General features: G+C 67.2%; 16 protein-coding genes. 8 read left to right on the top strand and 8 right to left on the bottom strand.

Going from position 1 to position 16,370, the window contains the following annotated elements:
* Positions 1-98 precede the first annotated feature (98 nt).
* The 8 genes from ACWPMX_RS01965 to ACWPMX_RS01930 all read right to left on the bottom strand — a co-directional run bounded on the left by ACWPMX_RS01965 (position 99) and on the right by ACWPMX_RS01930 (position 10,189).
* Positions 99-1,781, bottom strand: coding sequence for an ATP-binding protein (locus tag ACWPMX_RS01965; protein WP_455698372.1), 1,683 nt, complete (start codon positions 1,779-1,781; stop codon positions 99-101).
* Positions 1,782-1,864: 83 nt separating this feature from the next.
* Complete coding sequence (locus ACWPMX_RS01960; RefSeq protein ID WP_455698371.1) at positions 1,865-2,632, bottom strand: TIGR02186 family protein; 768 nt, start codon at positions 2,630-2,632, stop codon at positions 1,865-1,867.
* Entirely contained in the window at positions 2,632-3,546 is a 915-nt protein-coding gene (locus tag ACWPMX_RS01955) for a sulfite exporter TauE/SafE family protein (protein ID WP_455698370.1), read from the bottom strand. The genes ACWPMX_RS01960 and ACWPMX_RS01955 overlap by 1 nt, the downstream gene beginning before the upstream one ends.
* A 46-nt stretch (positions 3,547-3,592) precedes the next feature.
* Positions 3,593-4,690, bottom strand: coding sequence for a hypothetical protein (locus ACWPMX_RS01950; protein ID WP_455698369.1), 1,098 nt, complete (start codon positions 4,688-4,690; stop codon positions 3,593-3,595).
* Positions 4,687-6,090 carry a glycosyl transferase family protein gene (locus ACWPMX_RS01945; protein WP_455698368.1) on the bottom strand — a complete coding sequence of 468 codons (1,404 nt, stop codon included), beginning with the start codon at positions 6,088-6,090 and terminating at the stop codon, positions 4,687-4,689. The genes ACWPMX_RS01950 and ACWPMX_RS01945 overlap by 4 nt, the downstream gene beginning before the upstream one ends.
* Positions 6,091-6,339: 249 nt before the next feature.
* The gene (locus ACWPMX_RS01940; protein WP_455698367.1) at positions 6,340-6,723 is read right to left on the bottom strand and encodes a YdbL family protein; all 384 of its coding nucleotides are present in this window, start codon (positions 6,721-6,723) and stop codon (positions 6,340-6,342) included.
* Positions 6,723-6,911 carry a YnbE family lipoprotein gene (locus tag ACWPMX_RS01935; RefSeq protein WP_455698366.1) on the bottom strand — a complete coding sequence of 63 codons (189 nt, stop codon included), beginning with the start codon at positions 6,909-6,911 and terminating at the stop codon, positions 6,723-6,725. Before ACWPMX_RS01935 ends, ACWPMX_RS01940 begins: the two co-directional genes overlap by 1 nt.
* A 65-nt stretch (positions 6,912-6,976) precedes the next feature.
* On the bottom strand, positions 6,977-10,189 hold the full coding sequence (locus ACWPMX_RS01930) for an intermembrane phospholipid transport protein YdbH family protein (protein WP_455698365.1): 3,213 nt from the start codon (positions 10,187-10,189) through the stop codon (positions 6,977-6,979).
* A gap of 70 nt (positions 10,190-10,259) precedes the next feature.
* Between ACWPMX_RS01930 and radC the strand changes: the two genes are divergently transcribed.
* The 8 genes from radC (at position 10,260) to trpA (ending at position 16,353) form a co-directional block, all read left to right on the top strand.
* Complete coding sequence (gene radC, locus ACWPMX_RS01925; protein ID WP_455698364.1) at positions 10,260-10,970, top strand: RadC family protein; 711 nt, start codon at positions 10,260-10,262, stop codon at positions 10,968-10,970.
* Positions 10,971-11,019: 49 nt separating this feature from the next.
* Positions 11,020-12,330 carry an adenylosuccinate lyase gene (purB, locus tag ACWPMX_RS01920; protein WP_455698363.1) on the top strand — a complete coding sequence of 437 codons (1,311 nt, stop codon included), beginning with the start codon at positions 11,020-11,022 and terminating at the stop codon, positions 12,328-12,330.
* 72 nt (positions 12,331-12,402) lie between these two features.
* Positions 12,403-12,774, top strand: a complete 372-nt coding sequence (locus tag ACWPMX_RS01915) for a DUF1049 domain-containing protein (RefSeq protein ID WP_455698362.1) — start codon at positions 12,403-12,405, stop codon at positions 12,772-12,774.
* Positions 12,771-13,445 carry an orotidine-5'-phosphate decarboxylase gene (gene pyrF / locus ACWPMX_RS01910; RefSeq protein ID WP_455698361.1) on the top strand — a complete coding sequence of 225 codons (675 nt, stop codon included), beginning with the start codon at positions 12,771-12,773 and terminating at the stop codon, positions 13,443-13,445. Before ACWPMX_RS01915 ends, pyrF begins: the two co-directional genes overlap by 4 nt.
* 4 nt (positions 13,446-13,449) lie before the next feature.
* Positions 13,450-14,085 carry a phosphoribosylanthranilate isomerase gene (locus tag ACWPMX_RS01905; protein ID WP_455698360.1) on the top strand — a complete coding sequence of 212 codons (636 nt, stop codon included), beginning with the start codon at positions 13,450-13,452 and terminating at the stop codon, positions 14,083-14,085.
* Positions 14,086-14,135: 50 nt separating this feature from the next.
* The gene (gene trpB / locus ACWPMX_RS01900; protein ID WP_455698359.1) at positions 14,136-15,347 is read left to right on the top strand and encodes a tryptophan synthase subunit beta; all 1,212 of its coding nucleotides are present in this window, start codon (positions 14,136-14,138) and stop codon (positions 15,345-15,347) included.
* Positions 15,287-15,577: a DUF6980 family protein gene (locus ACWPMX_RS01895; RefSeq protein ID WP_455698358.1), complete on the top strand. Its 291-nt coding sequence runs from the start codon at positions 15,287-15,289 to the stop codon at positions 15,575-15,577. Before trpB ends, ACWPMX_RS01895 begins: the two co-directional genes overlap by 61 nt.
* The gene (gene trpA / locus ACWPMX_RS01890) at positions 15,574-16,353 is read left to right on the top strand and encodes a tryptophan synthase subunit alpha (protein WP_455698357.1); all 780 of its coding nucleotides are present in this window, start codon (positions 15,574-15,576) and stop codon (positions 16,351-16,353) included. Before ACWPMX_RS01895 ends, trpA begins: the two co-directional genes overlap by 4 nt.
* Positions 16,354-16,370 lie beyond the last annotated feature (17 nt).

Genomic DNA, 16,370 nt, shown 5'->3' with positions numbered 1-16,370 from the left:
CCTCAAGCGCCGGGCGGAGCGCCTCCGCGCTCCTTGGCTTCCGCGCCATAGGGCGCGACGGCCGTTCGGCCTTGCGGCCGCCCTGCGGGCGGCCGTTACTACTTGCCTTGGCTGCGCCAGCGCTGGACGATGCGGTGGACCCGGTCTTCCTCGCCGCCCGACTGGCGCCAGAGTTCGACGAAGCTCGGGTCTTCGGACGCCGGGCGCTTCTGTTCCTCGAGGTTGTCGAACGCTACGCGGATCGGGATCGCGACGCCCTCGCCGCAGATGATGCATTCGCGGTTGCGCAGCGCCGGGATGCTGTCGAGGAAGCCGCGCGCGCCTTCGGGCATCGCGGCCTTCACGAACGCCTGGTCGCGGTCGTTGTTGAGGCGCATCGAGATGATCGTGCCGCACTGCGACAGCACGCCTTCGGCAAGGTCCGAAGGGCGCTGGGTGATCAGGCCCAGGCTGATGCCGTACTTGCGCCCTTCCTTGGCGATGCGGCTGAGGATCGTGCCGACGCTGGAGCCGTCGGCGTTCTTCTCGTTGGGCACGTAGCGGTGCGCCTCCTCGCAGACGAGGAGGATCGGGCGGGTCTTCTCCTCGCGGCCCCAGATCGCGAAGTCGAAGACCAGTCGGCTGAGCACCGCGACCACGGTCGAGGTGATGTCCGACGGCACGCCCGATACGTCGATGATCGAGATCGGCTTGCCGTTCGACGGCATCCGGAAGATCTTGGCGAGGAAGTCCGCCATCGTGTCGCCGACCAGCATGCCCGAGAACATGAACTGGTAGCGCGGGTCGCTCTTCAGTTCCTCGAGCTTGGCCTTGATCCGCTGATAAGGCGCCGTGTTGGTCGCCTTGTCGAGCTTGCCCATCTCGTTCTGGATCTCGTTCGAGAGGTCCGACAGCAGGTAGGGCACCGGCGAATCGACGGTGATCTTGCCCATCGTCTCGGCAAGCCGGTTCTTCTGCCGGGCGCGCAGCAGGCACTTGGCGAGAATGTCGCCATCGATCTGGCGGTCGTTGCCGTTGGTGGTGAGCAGCACCTCGCAGTGCTCCTCGAAGTTCATTAGCCAGTACGGCATCTGCAGGTTGCTGACGTCGAGGATCAGGCCGGTGTTGCGGAACGCCGCCGAGTACTCACCGTGCGGGTCGATCATCAGGATGTGGCCGTCGGGCGCCGCATCGCAGATGCGGTGGAGGATCAGCGCGGCGCTGGTCGACTTGCCGGTACCGGTCGAGCCGAGCAGCGCGAAGTGCTTGCCGAGCAGCGCGTCGACATAGAGCCCCGCGCGAATGTCCTTGGTGGGGTAGACGGTGCCGATCTGGATGCCCGACCGCCCGTCGCCGGCGTAGATCTGGCGGAGGTCTGCGGTGGTCGCAGGATAGATCAACGCACCCGGTATCGGATAACGCGTCACGCCGCGGCGGAAGCTGCTGATTCGCCCCGTCAGCTTTTCCTCGGAGCCCTCGCCCAGGAAATCGATGTTGGCGACGACCCCGCCGCCGCGCCGGTCCTGCCTCTGGTTGCGCACGCTGGCGAGCAGCCACGAGTTGCCGACGCGGATCTTGATCTGGCTGCCGACCTGTCCGGCAAGCGCGACCGAAGGATCCTCGTCCTCCATGCACTCGTTCAGGCGTTCGAGGTCGAGCGCGATCTGCGATCCGGATCCGGCGATCTCGAGGATCACGCCGATCGGCTGGGTCGCATTGTCGGCGGGCACGGCCTTCGCAGCGGGCGCACTGCCGTCCGCCGGCTCGAAGTTGCCGAAGCTCTGCCTGTCGAGATCACCCATCGTTCGCTACGCCCCAATCCAAAGTCGCGCGTACCTTGGCGCAGCGCGGTTAAGATCGGGTCAACGATATTGGGCAGGCGTCGTCAGATGAGCGCAAAGAGACGCCCTGCAATCCAGCCCATGCCGACCGACAGGGCGACCGCGAGCAGGCCGTAGAGGAACGACTGGTTCTGCGCGAAGATCTCCACGAACCGCTCGAAGCCCGCCTTTTGCACCTCGACCTCGGCGATGGCGGAAGCGACCACCCGCCCCTGGCTGACCGCGAATGTCTCGGCGGTGTAGGTGCCGGTCACCACGTTCGATGGCAGCGAGATGCGCGCCTGGTAGAGCACCTTTTCGCGGATCTGCACCCCGCGCATGTCCTCCTTGTAGAGACCCTGTCGCTGCTTGAGATCGACCAGCCCTGACGAAAACCGCTCCTGTTCCACCGGGTCGATTTCACCAGTGGGCGACAACTGGATGAAGCGGGTGCCGAACTCGTAGATCGCGGCGGTCTTCTCGTCGACGATCTCGGCTACGGGGCGCGAAGCGGCGACCGCGAAGTACGACGGCGCCGAACGGAAATCGGTGCTGGCGGCGTTGATCCACATGCCGCCCACTTTGTCCTTCTCGCGCAGCCGGATCGCCTGCGAAGGCCCCTTGAGCACGACCACCACGTCGTAGCCGCGCGGGGAGCGGGTGCCCGACGGGTCGAGGATGGCCCCGAACAGCAGGAGTTCGGTACCGGTGAACCCCTGGCGAACCTGCACCGTGTGCTGGCTCACCTCGGGCACAAGCACCGGATCGCGCTGCGCCGCGGCGGGCTGAGCCGAGGCCAGCAGCAACCCTGCGACGAGGAACAGCCACCGCATCAAAGCGGGTTCACCGTATAGATTTCGTCGGGCCGCACCCCGAGACCCCACAGCATCCGCAGTGCGATCAGGAGGACGATCGAGGCGAGGACGAGGCGCAGCACCTCTGGCTTGGCCTTCTGCGCGAGCTGCGTGCCGATCTGCGCGCCCGAGACGGATCCGAGCAGCAGCAACGCCGCAAGCACCACATCGACCGCTTTCGTGGTCAGCGCGTGCATCATCGTGGTGACCATCGTCACGAACAGGATGTTGAACAGGCTGGTGCCGACGACCACCCCTGCACTCATGCCGAGGATGTAGAGCATCGCGGGCACAAGGATGAAACCCCCGCCCACTCCCATCAACATCGTGAGAATGCCAACCCCCACACCGAGGATCAGCGGCGCGAGCGGGGAGATGTAGAGGCCGGAACGATAGAACCGCCAGCGCAGCGGCAGCGCGGCGACAAGGGGGTGATGCCGCCGCTTGGCGATGCGCGGGCTCTCCCCCGCCTTGGTCGCCTTGATCGCGCCCCATGCTTCGATCGCCATCAGCGTGCCGATCGTGCCCAACATCACGACGTAGAGGATCGAGATCACGGTATCGATCTGGCCGATCGACTGGAAGAAGCGAAACAGCAGCGCGCCGATCGCACTGCCGAGCGCACCGCCGACAACGGTCACTCCGCCCATCTGGTAGTCGACGCCGCCGCGGCGGTTGTGGGCGAGTACGCCCGATACGCTGGCCCCAGTCACCTGCGTGGCTGCCGAGGCAGCAGCAACCGTGGGCGGCACCCCGTAGAAAATAAGCAGCGGGGTCGTCAGGAACCCGCCGCCGACGCCGAACAGGCCCGACAGCACGCCAGTAAGCGCCCCGAGAAGGACGATGACCAGCCCGTTGACCGACAGGTTGGCGATCGGAAGGTACACGTCCATGCGGCGGGCTTACGCAAATGGTGCCGCGGTTTAAAGGTGCGCCGCCCTAGAATCCGGTCGACAGCGTGACCGCCACTCCGTTCTCCGGCCGCGCGTTACCCAGCACCCTGATCCGGTAATCGACCGCGATCCGACTCGCTGTTCCGCCGAGGTCGAGCGCCACGCTGGCCGTCGGCCCGACATCGAGGCGACCGGCAAACTTCTGCGCCCCGCCCCAAGCGCCCGCGCCGACTTGGACTCGTGCCGATCCCGCCGACGCTAGCGCCCGCTCGACACGCAACTGGCCATCGACGAATGGCGTCGCGTAGCGGCCACCGACCCAGCCGGCCTGACCATACGTCTCCGCGCTGAACCCGAGCGGCAGCGCGACAGGTGCAAGTTCGGCAATCGCGGCCACTGCCGGTCGCACCGACGTTTCGCCCGCGATACGGGTCACCCGCGCCTCGCCCTGGAGGCGGACGGGCACGCCGGGGATGGGGCGCCCACCGATTCCGAGCGCGACGTCCCCTTGCGCGGGCCGTGCTGGTGCGTGGATGGCGCGGAGGTATGCCTGCGGTCGGTATTCGCTCGTGCCCAGGTCGGCCCGAAGCACTATCCCGCCCTGCGTACCGCCATAGGCCAATGCGGGTGCCGCGCCCGCCGCCACCCTTGGCAGTCCGCTGCCCGGTCTCCACGCGTACCACGCATCGACGTGCCAGCCTCGCTGGCGAAGCGGCGCATATCCTGGCGGCAATTCAACGGTCGTAGGGACGGCGATTGCGGTGGCAGGCGGGCGGCCGTCTTGGGGACTGGGAAAGACGAAGATAGACGCTTCGGATGCCGTAGGCGGTCCTGCATAAGTTCCGATGGGCCGCAGCGCGAGATGACTTACAACTGCAGCGGTGGCCTCTCGAGGCGCGAGCTTCGACGCCATGCGCGTTTCTGGATCCGGCGATGATGTCCCCGGGTTCGTAAGACTGACAGGCGCCCAGAGGTCGGATGGAACCGGCCTGTCGAACCGAACCGCCGCCTCGGCCCCCGGCATGCCTTCGGGATAGATCGGGGTTTCCCACGTCAGCGCGCGGCCGCCAATCCACAGCATGCCGATGGCGAGCAGGACCACCACCGGCTCACCGCGCCGTCGTTGCAGGGGTGCGTCGGTCATGCGCCGAAACTGGTGTTCCGGCGTATCGCGGGGTGGACCGTGTGCAAGGTCTTGTCCCACTCCGGCTCACGACCGCGCAGCGTGCGGATATAGTCGAGGAACGCCCGCCGTCCGGCGAGGATGGTGATCGTATTGGCGATGGGAATCCGCAGCACAGCGCGCACGCCCTCGAGCCAGCCATATTCGCGCGCGGTGAAGGCGAAACGCCAGACGCCGCGCCATACAAAACTGAGCGTATTCGCCGCGATCAGCGCCGTCATTACCGGAGTGATTTCTAGGGATGGTGCAAAGCCCGCATGGTGCGCAAGCCAACCGACCGAGGCCAGCACCACGAGGAAATACGCGACCGCCAGAACAAGCGCGGTCAGCGGGCCGCGCCGGTCGCGAAGGCGCATCCACAGGTCGGCCGGCTGGCTGCTCCAGCCGAGCCGGTCCCACGACTGGAGCGCGATGCCATGAATCCAGCGGGTCTTCTGCCGCACCGCCCAGTCGAGCCGCGCAGGGAAGCATGCCCGGGTCGCCACGAGGCGACCGTCGTCCCTCCGACACCGAACGAAGCGCGAGCGCCCCCCGAGCGCGGCGATGCCGAGCCCGAGTTCATAATCCTCGGTCAGGCAGTCGGCCGCGAACGGCCCTTCGCTGCCCCGCTTGGTGGCAAGCTGCGCCAGCATCTCGCGCGAGATGCCGCAGCCCACGCCCGCAGTCGGGATGCCTGCGCCAAGCGCATCGCGCACAACGAGACCTTTCGAATGGGCTTCCGCGAACTCCTCGCAATAATGCGACGCGACCCAGCGAGAATCGGTCATTGGCTCGGGCAGGACCGGCAATTGCGCGAGGTCGTAATCACCGATCGCGGCGTCGAGTTGATTGAGGCCCGCGGGATCGACCATGTCCTCGGCGTCCTGCATCACGACCATGCGCGCGCGGCACCCGCCCCGCTCCTCGTCGGCCTCCAGCGCGCGGTAAAGCCGGTTGAGACAATCGGCCTTGGTACTGGGTCCATCGCGGTCGTGGATCACCAGCCGCAGGCGCGGATCGCCGTTAGCCGCGCCGATGACCGCTTCAGCCGTGAGTGGGTCATTGCGATAGGTACCGACGTAGAGTCGCAAGTGCTCCTGGGGCCAGGCGGCGAGCGTGTGGCGGACAGTCGCGCCGATGACCGCAGCTTCGCGCCAGGCCGCGATGAACACTGCCGCTTCGCCGTCGAGCGGTGCCGGAGCGCTCTCCTTGGGGGAGAGCCGCCGTGTCCGTGCCCGCCCGGTGAGCTTGAGCCAGAGCCAGATCGCATCGACAACGAATTCGTCGAGCGCGCCGATGAGGAAGAAAACCCCGGCGAACAGCAGGAACTCGTGCTGCACGAGCACGAGCCATTCACCTGGCGAGTTGAGCCATTCCGGCAATTACGACCCCCGAATTACCCGGGCGCCCGACTATCAAGCGGTTAACGGCAGTGCAACGCCAAATACCGGCGAAGATTAATATTTATTTCACCAGTACCATTACGCCCGATGGGGGCTTTGCTTGACCAAAACGAACGCCCGGGAACTTGCTCCGGTGTCAGCAATCCCATGTATCAGACAGCAGACGGGGTCGAGGCTCATCACTCCGGCCCCGCCCTCATGCCTGTCCTTTGCGCGACGATTCGGCGATCAGGCCGGGCAGCGGCTGTCGCGCGTCGGCGGAGCGCTGGTGCGGGTCTGCCAGCTGCCGTCGGGCGCCTGGTACTTTTCGCCCGGCGCGGTACGCGCGATCGCGAGGCAGCCGGCGGTGAGCGCGTATTCCTCGAGCGTGGCATTCGCCCCGCGCGCCTTATCGGCATAGACCGCGCGGCGCTTGATGTTGATGTCGTTGACGATCCGCTGGAGCTCGGCGTTGCTCGCCCCGACGATGCCGAGATAGCCGTCCATCTTCTCGCCGACCTTGCCGCTCGAACGCGCGGCGTCGTAGGCGGGATCGCGCTGGGCGAGCGCGGGCGCGGCGAGCATGCCGGCGGCGAGGCCGGCAACGGCGATCATGGTCCAGGTCTTGCGCATCAAAAGATGTCCTCGTTCTGATCGATCGTATTGCCCGCGTCTGCCGCGAGCCGGTAGATCACTTCCTGCCGGATGTTGACGTTGAGCTCGATCACGATCGGCTTGTCGGGTGCAGTCACCTGCACGCATCCCCCGATCGCCACCGTTCCCAGCATCGCCAGCGGCAGCGCCCTTGCCATACGAGCCATGCGACGTTCCCCCATCATGGGAGCGATTGTCGCAAGCGCGCGGGCGCGGGTCAATTCGGTTCGGATCATGGCTTTTTCTCGCTTTCCGAGGTCTGAACGGGCGGTTGGCCCGGGATAATGTCGGCGGGGGTGACATCGGGCGGCGGCGGCCCGGTGGTCGCGCGCTGGAGCGCGCGGCCGTCGTCGGTCAGCAGCCCCAGTTCGCGCGGATCACGCACCGAGGCGGGATCGTACATCGACTTGAGCGACGTGATCAGCTGGTAGAACTGAGCGGTGATGTTGAGGTTGAAGCGGATCGGCAGGTTTTCGAACCGGCGGGTGATGAAATTGCGCTTGGCATTGGCGCCCTGCTTGACCCCGTCGAAGCGCACCTTGGTGACGATCTCGCCGGTGAGGTTGCCGTTCATGGTCACGAGCATCTGCTGGTAGTCGAGCGATTTCAGCGCATCGAAGGCGAAGTTCGCCATCGTGCCCAGGTCTTCGCGCGTAAGCTCGCCGACATAGGAGACGTTGCCGCCCGGCGGGCGGGCGATGAGGGTGCCGTCCTCGATTCGCCCATTGCCATTGGTGTCGAACACGATCGGCATTGAGCCGTCGAAGATACCGGTCGCCGCGATGTTGGGCAGTTCCATCCGCGCGACGAACTCGGCTGCATCCAGCCCCTCGATCTCGAAGACGTAGCGCCGTTCCTCGCTGGTCCCGAGGTTGAGCGAGGTCGACCGCAGGGTGATGGTGCCGCCCATGAACGGCCAGGTCGCGCCTTCGACCGCGAGGAACTGCCCGTCGCGTAGCGAGAACACGAGCTCGCCGTCGAGCACCTCGATCCCCGGATTGACCGAGGCGATACGGATGCGCTGGTTCGGCGCGGTGGTCAGCGCGAGCAGGTCGGTGAACTCGACCGTACCGCTCGCGCCCTTCACAGGACCGAAGGCGGCGGCGAAATCGAGGCTGTCGCTTGAGAAAGAGCCGCGGCTGGTGACGCCGCGTTCCGACCAGTCGATGCGGCCGGTGCCGCGCACGGTTCCGCTGGTATTGGCGACGACGCCCAGCGCCAAGGGCGTGAGCGTGTCCGGTTGCAGGCTCCTGTCGAACAGCAGGCCGTCGACGGTGAGGTCGGAGTGCCCCGTCCCGCTCGCGAGGTTGTGGACGATCGCGACGTCGGTCACTTCGCGCCGGGTCGCTGGTTCGAGCAGGCTCGCCTCGGCGCGGATCACGTTATTGCGCAATGTGAGCGTGCCGCCTTCGGACACGAGCGGGTTGAAGCGCGGGGTTGCCTGCCGATCGACCAGCCGGAATCGAGCGTCGCTTATGCCGAGCACCCCGCCCGCATAGCGCCAGTTCCCCGATGTGTTCTCGAGGTTCATCGGCACCTGGAACAGGCGAATGTCGGCGTTGTCGAACTTGCCCGCGATCTCGCGTCCGAAGGTCGCGGTGACATTGGAGATGCGGAACGTGCTCGCGGTCGCTGCCGGACCCAAGCTGACATCGACCGCCTTCGCGCTCAACGCGCCGGGATAGGCGAACCCAACCGCGCCGCTGCGCAGGCGGATGGGCGTGGCGGCGAGCCGTCCGGCGAGGTCGAGCGACGGGGCACCTGCGGCTATGCGCAGGCCCCGCCCGTCCTGCCGCACGATCGGCTGGCCGCGCGTCGGGCACAGCGTCAACCCGCGCCGCTCGAGCGTGAGCGATGCCACCGCGAGGCTGTCGAAGCGCACGTCGATGCAGCGGTTCCATAGCGCCAACCCGCCGCGCAGGGAGAAGCTGCCGCTGATCGGCAGGGCGAGGTTGCGGGTCGAACCGCCAGGCAGCGGTCCGCTCGCGAGCGCCCGGCCGGAGAAGCCGAGCGCGCCACCCGGTGCCTGGGCAAGGACGAGTTCGGGGATCGCCAGCTTGCTACCGCCCGCCAAATACTCCGCCATACGCAGCCGCAGCACCGCATTGCCCGCCGGCGCGCGTTCCATGCGACCGACGATCCGCGGCAGGCCCGCGCCGCCGGTCGAAAGATTGCCCGCGATGCGCGGCGCGCCGCTGCCGGTCGCGGTCACCTGAACGCGGCTGAGCGCTAGCAGCGCATCGCCGCTACCGCCCCGCAAGGTCGCTTCGGGAATCTGGAGGCTGGTCACCTCACCCGTCCGCCGCGCGGAAAGCGACGCGACGAGGCTGCTCGCGCGGCTTTCCCGCGCCAGGGCGCCGCGCGCCTGTTGAAGCAAGGGCGCGAACAGCGTGCCTTGCGCCGACTGCACCGCGCTCGCCAGCATCCGGTCGAGACCGTCACCCACCCGCACGCCGTTGCCTTCGACGTCGGACTGCAGTTCGATCGATGCGAAATTGTCGCGGCCTCGCAGCGTTCCCTCGGCGGTCAACAGCGCCGCCTGCGCCTGCGGGTGCGCGAACCCCCTAGCTGCAAGCGAGTAGCGCGCGGTGAGCGCCTTGTCCCGCCAGGTCGCGCGCAGAGATCCGTTTACGCCGTTCGCCTGCATGCCGGCAGCGCCGAGCGCACCTGTGGCAATCCGTCCATCGCCCTCGACCCCGGCGAAATCCTTGTCGGCGGTCACGTCGAGCGCGATCGCTGCGTCGCGCAGCCGCAAGTTGCTTGCCGGGCAATCGAGCTGCCGCATCCGCAGCGGCCCCGCGATCGTCGGCTTGCCGAGCGCGGTCGTGACCTTGCCATACAGCGTCGTCCCGCGCGCCGCGCATCCACCACCGTCGAGCGTGGGCGCAGCGACCGCGAGCACACCCGCGAACCCGCTGTCGATCCGCCCGGTGCCATCGGCCTTGATGCCGAGCGGGCCCCAGTCGCTTTCGATCAGGCTCCGGCCATCGACCAGCCGAACGTCGAGCCGGGGCAGGCCCGGAGGCTCGCCGGTGTCGCGAAACAGCGCCTTGTCGAGCGTACCGAAGCTGAGCTTGCCGCCGCGCAGCGTGCCGAAGAGCCGAGGGCGAACCAGCGTGATCCGCCCCAGAGTCGGCGTGCCAAGGCGATAGCGGATGGCGACCTCGGCCCGCTCGACCGTCAGGTCCGGCTTGGCCGGATCGCCGACGACTATATTTGTGAGAACTTGCTTGTCGGGCCCGATATGCTCGATCGTATACGTCGCGGGGATGTCGTACTGGCGCAGTTGGCCTTCGATGAAATTGCCCGCGATGCGCTCGCGCGAGAACCACACGATCGCGAGTGCAACGACGATCGCGATTGCCAGGACGGCGAACACGCGCGGCCAGCGGCGGCGGGCCGCGGCCGGCGCTAGCGTTTCAAGCATGTCCTCGCCGTCGGCCATCGACCCCACTTGCGCGTGCTGCCGCCCGGAGGCAATGCGCTTATCGTTCAACGCGATGGCGGGGGAAAGGTTGCCGCAGGCTGAAGGCGAGAGCGGAGGAGGAGCACCCGACGACAGTCGGTCGGGCCACCGTGCGCGCCTGCGGCAGCGACTGCTGAACGGCGGCGCGGAAGCGCTCGCCGATTACGAAGTGCTCGAATTCCTGCTCTTCGCTGCCAACCCGCGGGGCGATACCAAGCCGCTTGCAAAAGCGCTGCTCGCGCGGTTCGGCGACCTGAATGCGGTGCTCAACGCCGAGCCCGGTGCCTTGCAGCAGGTCAAGGGCATGGGCGAAGGCGGCGCGGCAGCTCTGAAGGCGGTCGCGCTCGCCGCGCGTCGGATGGCGCGACGGCAGGTCGAGGACAAGCCGGTGCTGGGAAGCTGGCAGGCGCTGATCGACTACCTGACGATCGACATGGCGCACCTGACCGTCGAGCGCGTCCGCGTTCTCTACCTGGACACCCGCAATCGCCTCATCACCGATCATCACGTCGGCGACGGTTCGATCGACGAGGCGGCGATTCACCCGCGCGAGGTGGTGCGCAAGGCGCTCGACGTGGGCGCGACCGCGCTGATCCTCGTCCACAACCATCCGAGCGGCAACCCGGAGCCGAGCCGCGCCGACATCGACATCACCCGCCGCATTGCCGAAGCGGGGCGTTTGCTCGGCATCGTCGTCCACGATCACGTGATCATCGGGCGTCAGGGGCACGTGAGTCTCAAGGCCAAGGGGTTGATCTGACGGGCCGGCACCCCTAGCCGCTCCGGCACATCCCCCACCGGAGTCGAACATGGTCCCCCGCTACGCCCGCCCTGCCATGACCGCGATCTGGGAGCCTGAGGCACGCTACGGCATCTGGTTCGAGATCGAGGCCCACGCCACCGAGAAACTCGGCGAGCTTGGCGTCGTACCGCCCAGCGCGGCCAAGGCGCTGTGGGGCTGGTGGGCGACGAATCCGAAGATCGACGTCGCCGCGATCGACGCGATCGAGGCGGTGACCAAGCACGACGTGATCGCTTTCCTCACGTGGGTCGCCGAGCAGGTCGGCGATGAAGCGCGCTTCATGCACCAGGGCATGACCAGTTCCGATGTGCTCGACACGACGCTGTCGGTCCAGCTCGCCCGCGCGAGCGACTTGCTGATCGAGGACCTCGACCAGCTCCTCGCCGCGATCAGGCGCCGCGCGGAAGAGCACAAGTACACCCCAACCATCGGCCGCAGCCACGGCATCCACGCCGAACCGGTGACCTTCGGGCTCAAGCTGGCGCAGGCCTATGCCGAGTTCGACCGCTGCCGCGCGCGTCTCGTCGCCGCGCGGGAAGAGATAGCCACCTGCGCGATAAGCGGCGCGGTGGGCACTTTCGCCAACATCGACCCTGCCGTCGAGGAGCATGTCGCGGAGAAGCTCGGCCTTGCGATCGAGCCGGTCAGCACGCAGGTGATCCCGCGCGACCGCCACGCGATGTTCTTCGCGGTTCTCGGCGTGATCGCCAGCTCGATCGAGCGGCTCGCGATCGAGGTGCGGCACCTCCAGCGCACCGAAGTGCTCGAGGCGGAGGAATACTTCTCGCCCGGGCAGAAGGGCTCGTCGGCCATGCCGCACAAGCGCAACCCGGTGCTGACCGAGAACCTGACCGGCCTCGCCCGGATGGTTCGCAGCGCGGTCGTGCCCGCGATGGAAAACGTCGCGCTGTGGCACGAACGCGACATCAGCCACTCCTCGGTCGAGCGGTTCATCGGCCCCGATGCCACGATCACGCTCGACTTCGCGCTCGCGCGGCTGACCGGAGTGATCGACAAGCTGCTCGTCTACCCCGAACGGATGCAGAAGAACCTCGACCGGATGGGTGGCCTCGTCCATTCGCAGCGGGTGCTGCTGGCGCTGACGCAGGCCGGGGTGAGCCGCGAGGACAGCTACCGCCTCGTCCAGCGCAACGCGATGAAGGTGTGGGAGTCGGACGGCGCGCTGTCGCTGCTCGACCTGCTCAAGGCCGATGACGAGGTCACCGCCGCGCTCTCGGCGGAGGAGCTCGAGGACAAGTTCGACCTCGGATATCATCACGCGCACGTCGATACGATTTTCAGCCGCGTGTTCGGGTGACGGGACCCGCCCTTCCCTTGGCCCGTTATCGCGGTTAAGCCGACTTAACGGCAACAAGGGGAACGCGCCGCCATGCAGATCATCCGCACCATCGTCTGGGTCGTGCTACTCATGCTGCTGCTCGGCTTCAGCTTCTTCAACTGGAAGCCGGTCGAGGTGCAGATCTGGGACAACCTGATCCTCGAGACCAAGGTGCCCGCGCTGGTCATCGTCTCGTTCCTGCTCGGCCTGATTCCGATGTGGTTGATCCACCGCGGGGTGAAGTGGCGGTTGGAGCGGCGGATCGCAGGGCTCGAAACGGCTGGGCGCAACGCCGCGCTGGCCAACACGCCGCCACCTCCGGTTGCCGAGCCCGTAGTCGCTCCGACCGCCGCCGCCGAACCGCTCGCACCCGAAGCGCCGGTCGCCGGCGCGCCGAAGCCGCGCGACGAAATCCTCAAGTGACCAACCCGATCTACCTTGCGCTCGACCTGCCGCGACTGGACGACGCCAAGGCGCTTGCCACCAGGGTCAAGGCACACGTCGGCGGGATTAAACTGGGCCTCGAGTTCTTCTGCGCGCACGGGCACCACGGCGTGCGCGAGATCGCCCATGTCGGCCTGCCGATCTTCCTCGACCTCAAGCTCCACGACATTCCGAACACGGTCGCCGGCGCGATGCAGTCGATCCACGTGCTCGAACCGGCGATCGTCACCGTCCATGCTTCGGGCGGGCGCGCGATGATGGAGGATGCCAAGGCGGCCGCTGGCGAGCACTGCAAGGTCGTCGCCGTCACCATGCTTACCAGCCTCGACGAACGCGACCTGATGCGCACCGGCGTAGAGGGCTCGGCGCACGACCAGGTCATGCGCCTAGCGGAGCTTGCCGAAGCGGCAGGCCTCGACGGGATCGTCTGCTCGGGCAAGGAAGTGGGCGCGGTCCACAAGCAGTGGAAGAACGGCTATTTCGTGGTTCCCGGGCTGCGCCTTCCCGAAGGCAACGTGGGCGACCAGAAGCGTGTCGTCACCCCGCGTCAGGCGCGCGACGACGGCGCGAGCGTGCTGGTGGTCGGTCGCCCGATCAGCCGCGCCGACGATCCGGTGATGGCCGCGCGCGCGATCGAGGCGACGCTCTGACGCCATGAGCCGGACGCTGGTCAAGGTATGCGGGTTGAGCTCGCCCGAAGCGATCGACGCCGCGGTGGACGCGGGCGCGGATTACATCGGGCTCGTCCACTTCGAAAAGTCGCCGCGCCACGTCACGCTCGAAGAGGCGAAACGGCTGCGCGCGCGCGTGCCGCTCGAAACGAAGGTCGTCCTGCTGCTCGTCAACATGCAGCCGATCCCCACCGCGCAGGCGGTCGACGCGGTGCGGCCCGACGTGGTGCAGTTTCACGGCAGCGAAACCGCGCAGTGGCTCGCCATGCTCAAGCAGGCGGTGCCGCAGCAAATCTGGAAGGCGGTCGGCGTGAAGAACGCGCAGTCGCTGACCGACGTCCTCCGCTTCAAGGGCGCGGTCGACCGGCTGCTCTACGACGCCGCGCCGGGCGTGCTGCCGGGCGGCAACGGCCTCGCGCTCGACTGGTCGCTGCTGACGAATTTTCGCCACGAGATTCCCTGGGGATTGGCGGGCGGGCTCAACGCCGACAACGTGGCCGAGGCGATCCGCGTGACAAACGCACCGCTGGTCGATGCATCGAGCGGCCTCGAAAGTGCTCCGGGGGTGAAAGACCCCGGCAAAATCCGCGCGTTCGTGCAGGCCGCTAAAGCCGCCTAAAGACAATCCTGTCTCGACTCGGCCGCGCACCGGCGGCAAGGGAACGCGCGATGGCAACCAGTCCCAACTCCTTCCGCAATATGCCTGACGAGCGCGGGCACTTCGGCGATTACGGCGGGCGCTACGTCGCCGAAACGCTGATGCCGCTGATCCTCGAGCTTGAGAGCGCCTATCGCGCGGCCAAGGCCGATCCGGCCTTCGCTGCGCAGTTCGATGATCTGCTCGAACACTACGTCGGCCGCCCCAGCCCGCTCTACTTCGCCGAGCGGCTGACCGAGGCATTGGGCGGAGCGCAGGTGTGGTTCAAACGCGACGAGCTCAACCACACGGGCGCGCACAAGATCAACAACTGCATCGGCCAGATTCTGCTCGCGATCCGCATGGGCAAGACGAAGATCATCGCCGAGACCGGCGCGGGCCAGCACGGGGTCGCCACCGCCACCGTCTGCGCGCGGTTCGGGCTACCCTGTACGATCTTCATGGGCGCGACCGACGTCAGTCGCCAGCAGCCCAACGTCTTCCGAATGAAGCTGCTCGGCGCGGAGGTGATCCCGGTCACCAGCGGCGCGGCGACGCTGAAGGACGCGATGAACGAAGCGCTGCGCCACTGGGTCGCGAACGTCGAGGACACGTTCTACATCATCGGCACCGCTGCCGGCCCGCATCCCTATCCCGAACTGGTGCGCGACTTCCAATCGGTGATCGGCAAGGAGGCGCGCGCACAGATGCTCAGTCGGACCGGCCGCCTGCCCGACCTGCTGGTCGCGGCGATCGGCGGCGGCAGCAACGCGATCGGGCTGTTCCACCCGTTCCTCGACGATGCCGACGTGAAGATGCTCGGCGTCGAGGCGGCGGGGCACGGGCTTGACAAGCAACACGCCGCGTCGCTGGCCGGAGGCGCTCCGGGGGTGCTCCACGGCAACAAGACCTACCTGCTGCAGGACGATGACGGCCAGATCACCGAGGCGCACTCGATCAGTGCGGGGCTCGACTATCCCGGGATCGGGCCGGAGCACGCCTGGCTCAAGGACATCGGCCGGGTCGAATACACCGCGATCAGTGACAATGAAGCGCTTGATGCGTTCCAGTTACTGTGTCGAACGGAGGGTATAATCCCCGCATTGGAACCGTCTCACGCCATTGCCGCCGTCGCCAAGCGCGCGAAGGAGATGGACCGCGACGCGGTGATCCTCGCCAACCTGTGCGGCCGGGGGGACAAGGACATCTTCACCGTGGCGGAGCATCTGGGAGTGGAGATGTGACTAAGCATTGCTGCGAAATGATGCAGTACCATGCTGAGTCGACTTGCGAAGATCATCCCGATCGCTTCGACTGTCCCGACTGCATGGTGCATCGTAGTGACCGTGATGGCAGTTACGGACTTATCATTCTCAATGAAGCTGGTGGCGGAGTGATTTCGATCAGCTTCTGTCCTTGGTGCGGCACAAAACTGCCTGAATGGCAGCCGCTCGATTTGGAGCACGAAGAGTGACCCGCCTCGCCTCCGCCTTTGCCAAAAGCCGCCCGGCATTCGTCGCGTTCATCACTGCGGGGGATGGCGACACCGCGGCCAATCTCGACGCACTGGTCGAAGGCGGTGCGGACGTGATCGAGTTGGGGATGCCGTTCACCGATCCGATGGCCGACGGCCCGGCGATCCAGCTTGCGAACCTGCGAAGCCTCGGCGCGGGAACGACCACGGCCGACGTTTTCGCCATCGCCACTGCGTTCCGTGCGCGCCATCCCGACGTACCGCTGGTGCTGATGGGCTATGCCAACCCGATGGTCCGCCGCGGACCCGAGTGGTTCGCGAGCGCCGCGAAGGCCGCGGGCGTCGACGGGGTGATCTGCGTCGACATTCCGCCCGAGGAAGACGACGCGCTCGGCCCGGCCCTCCGCGCAGAAGGGATCGACCTCATCCGCCTCGCCACCCCGACCACCGACGCCGCACGGCTTCCGACGGTGCTCGAAGGCTCGTCGGGCTTCGTCTATTATGTCTCGGTCGCCGGGATCACCGGGCTGCAGCAGGCCGCCACCGCCTCGATCGAAGGCGCCGTCGCGCGGCTGAAGGCGGCGACCGACCTGCCGATCGCGGTCGGCTTCGGCGTCCGCACGCCCGAGCAGGCATCGGCCATCGCCAAGGTGGCGGACGGCGTCGTCGTCGGCTCGGCGCTGGTCGACCTGTGCGAGAAGCACGGCCCGCAGGCGCCGGAGCACATCCGCGCCCTCGCCGCGTCGATCTCCGAGGCAGTGCATTCGGCCCTCTGACCGGCGGGGATGACGAA

The organism is Tsuneonella sp. HG094 (genome assembly GCF_053819285.1).
This window is presented reverse-complemented; position numbering and strand designations above follow the sequence as displayed.

Excerpts from the sequence above, each read along its gene's own strand:
- ACWPMX_RS01965 (WP_455698372.1), bottom strand. The coding sequence starts at position 1,781 with ATGGGTGATCTCGACAGGCAGAGCTTCGGCAACTTCGAGCCGGCGGAC.
- ACWPMX_RS01960 (WP_455698371.1), bottom strand. The coding sequence starts at position 2,632 with ATGCGGTGGCTGTTCCTCGTCGCAGGGTTGCTGCTGGCCTCGGCTCAG.
- ACWPMX_RS01955 (WP_455698370.1), bottom strand. The coding sequence starts at position 3,546 with ATGGACGTGTACCTTCCGATCGCCAACCTGTCGGTCAACGGGCTGGTC.
- ACWPMX_RS01950 (WP_455698369.1), bottom strand. The coding sequence starts at position 4,690 with ATGACCGACGCACCCCTGCAACGACGGCGCGGTGAGCCGGTGGTGGTC.
- ACWPMX_RS01940 (WP_455698367.1), bottom strand. The coding sequence starts at position 6,723 with ATGCGCAAGACCTGGACCATGATCGCCGTTGCCGGCCTCGCCGCCGGC.
- ACWPMX_RS01935 (WP_455698366.1), bottom strand. The coding sequence starts at position 6,911 with ATGGCTCGTATGGCAAGGGCGCTGCCGCTGGCGATGCTGGGAACGGTG.
- ACWPMX_RS01930 (WP_455698365.1), bottom strand. The coding sequence starts at position 10,189 with ATGGCCGACGGCGAGGACATGCTTGAAACGCTAGCGCCGGCCGCGGCC.
- purB (WP_455698363.1), top strand. The coding sequence starts at position 11,020 with ATGGTCCCCCGCTACGCCCGCCCTGCCATGACCGCGATCTGGGAGCCT.
- ACWPMX_RS01915 (WP_455698362.1), top strand. The coding sequence starts at position 12,403 with ATGCAGATCATCCGCACCATCGTCTGGGTCGTGCTACTCATGCTGCTG.
- ACWPMX_RS01905 (WP_455698360.1), top strand. The coding sequence starts at position 13,450 with ATGAGCCGGACGCTGGTCAAGGTATGCGGGTTGAGCTCGCCCGAAGCG.
- trpB (WP_455698359.1), top strand. The coding sequence starts at position 14,136 with ATGGCAACCAGTCCCAACTCCTTCCGCAATATGCCTGACGAGCGCGGG.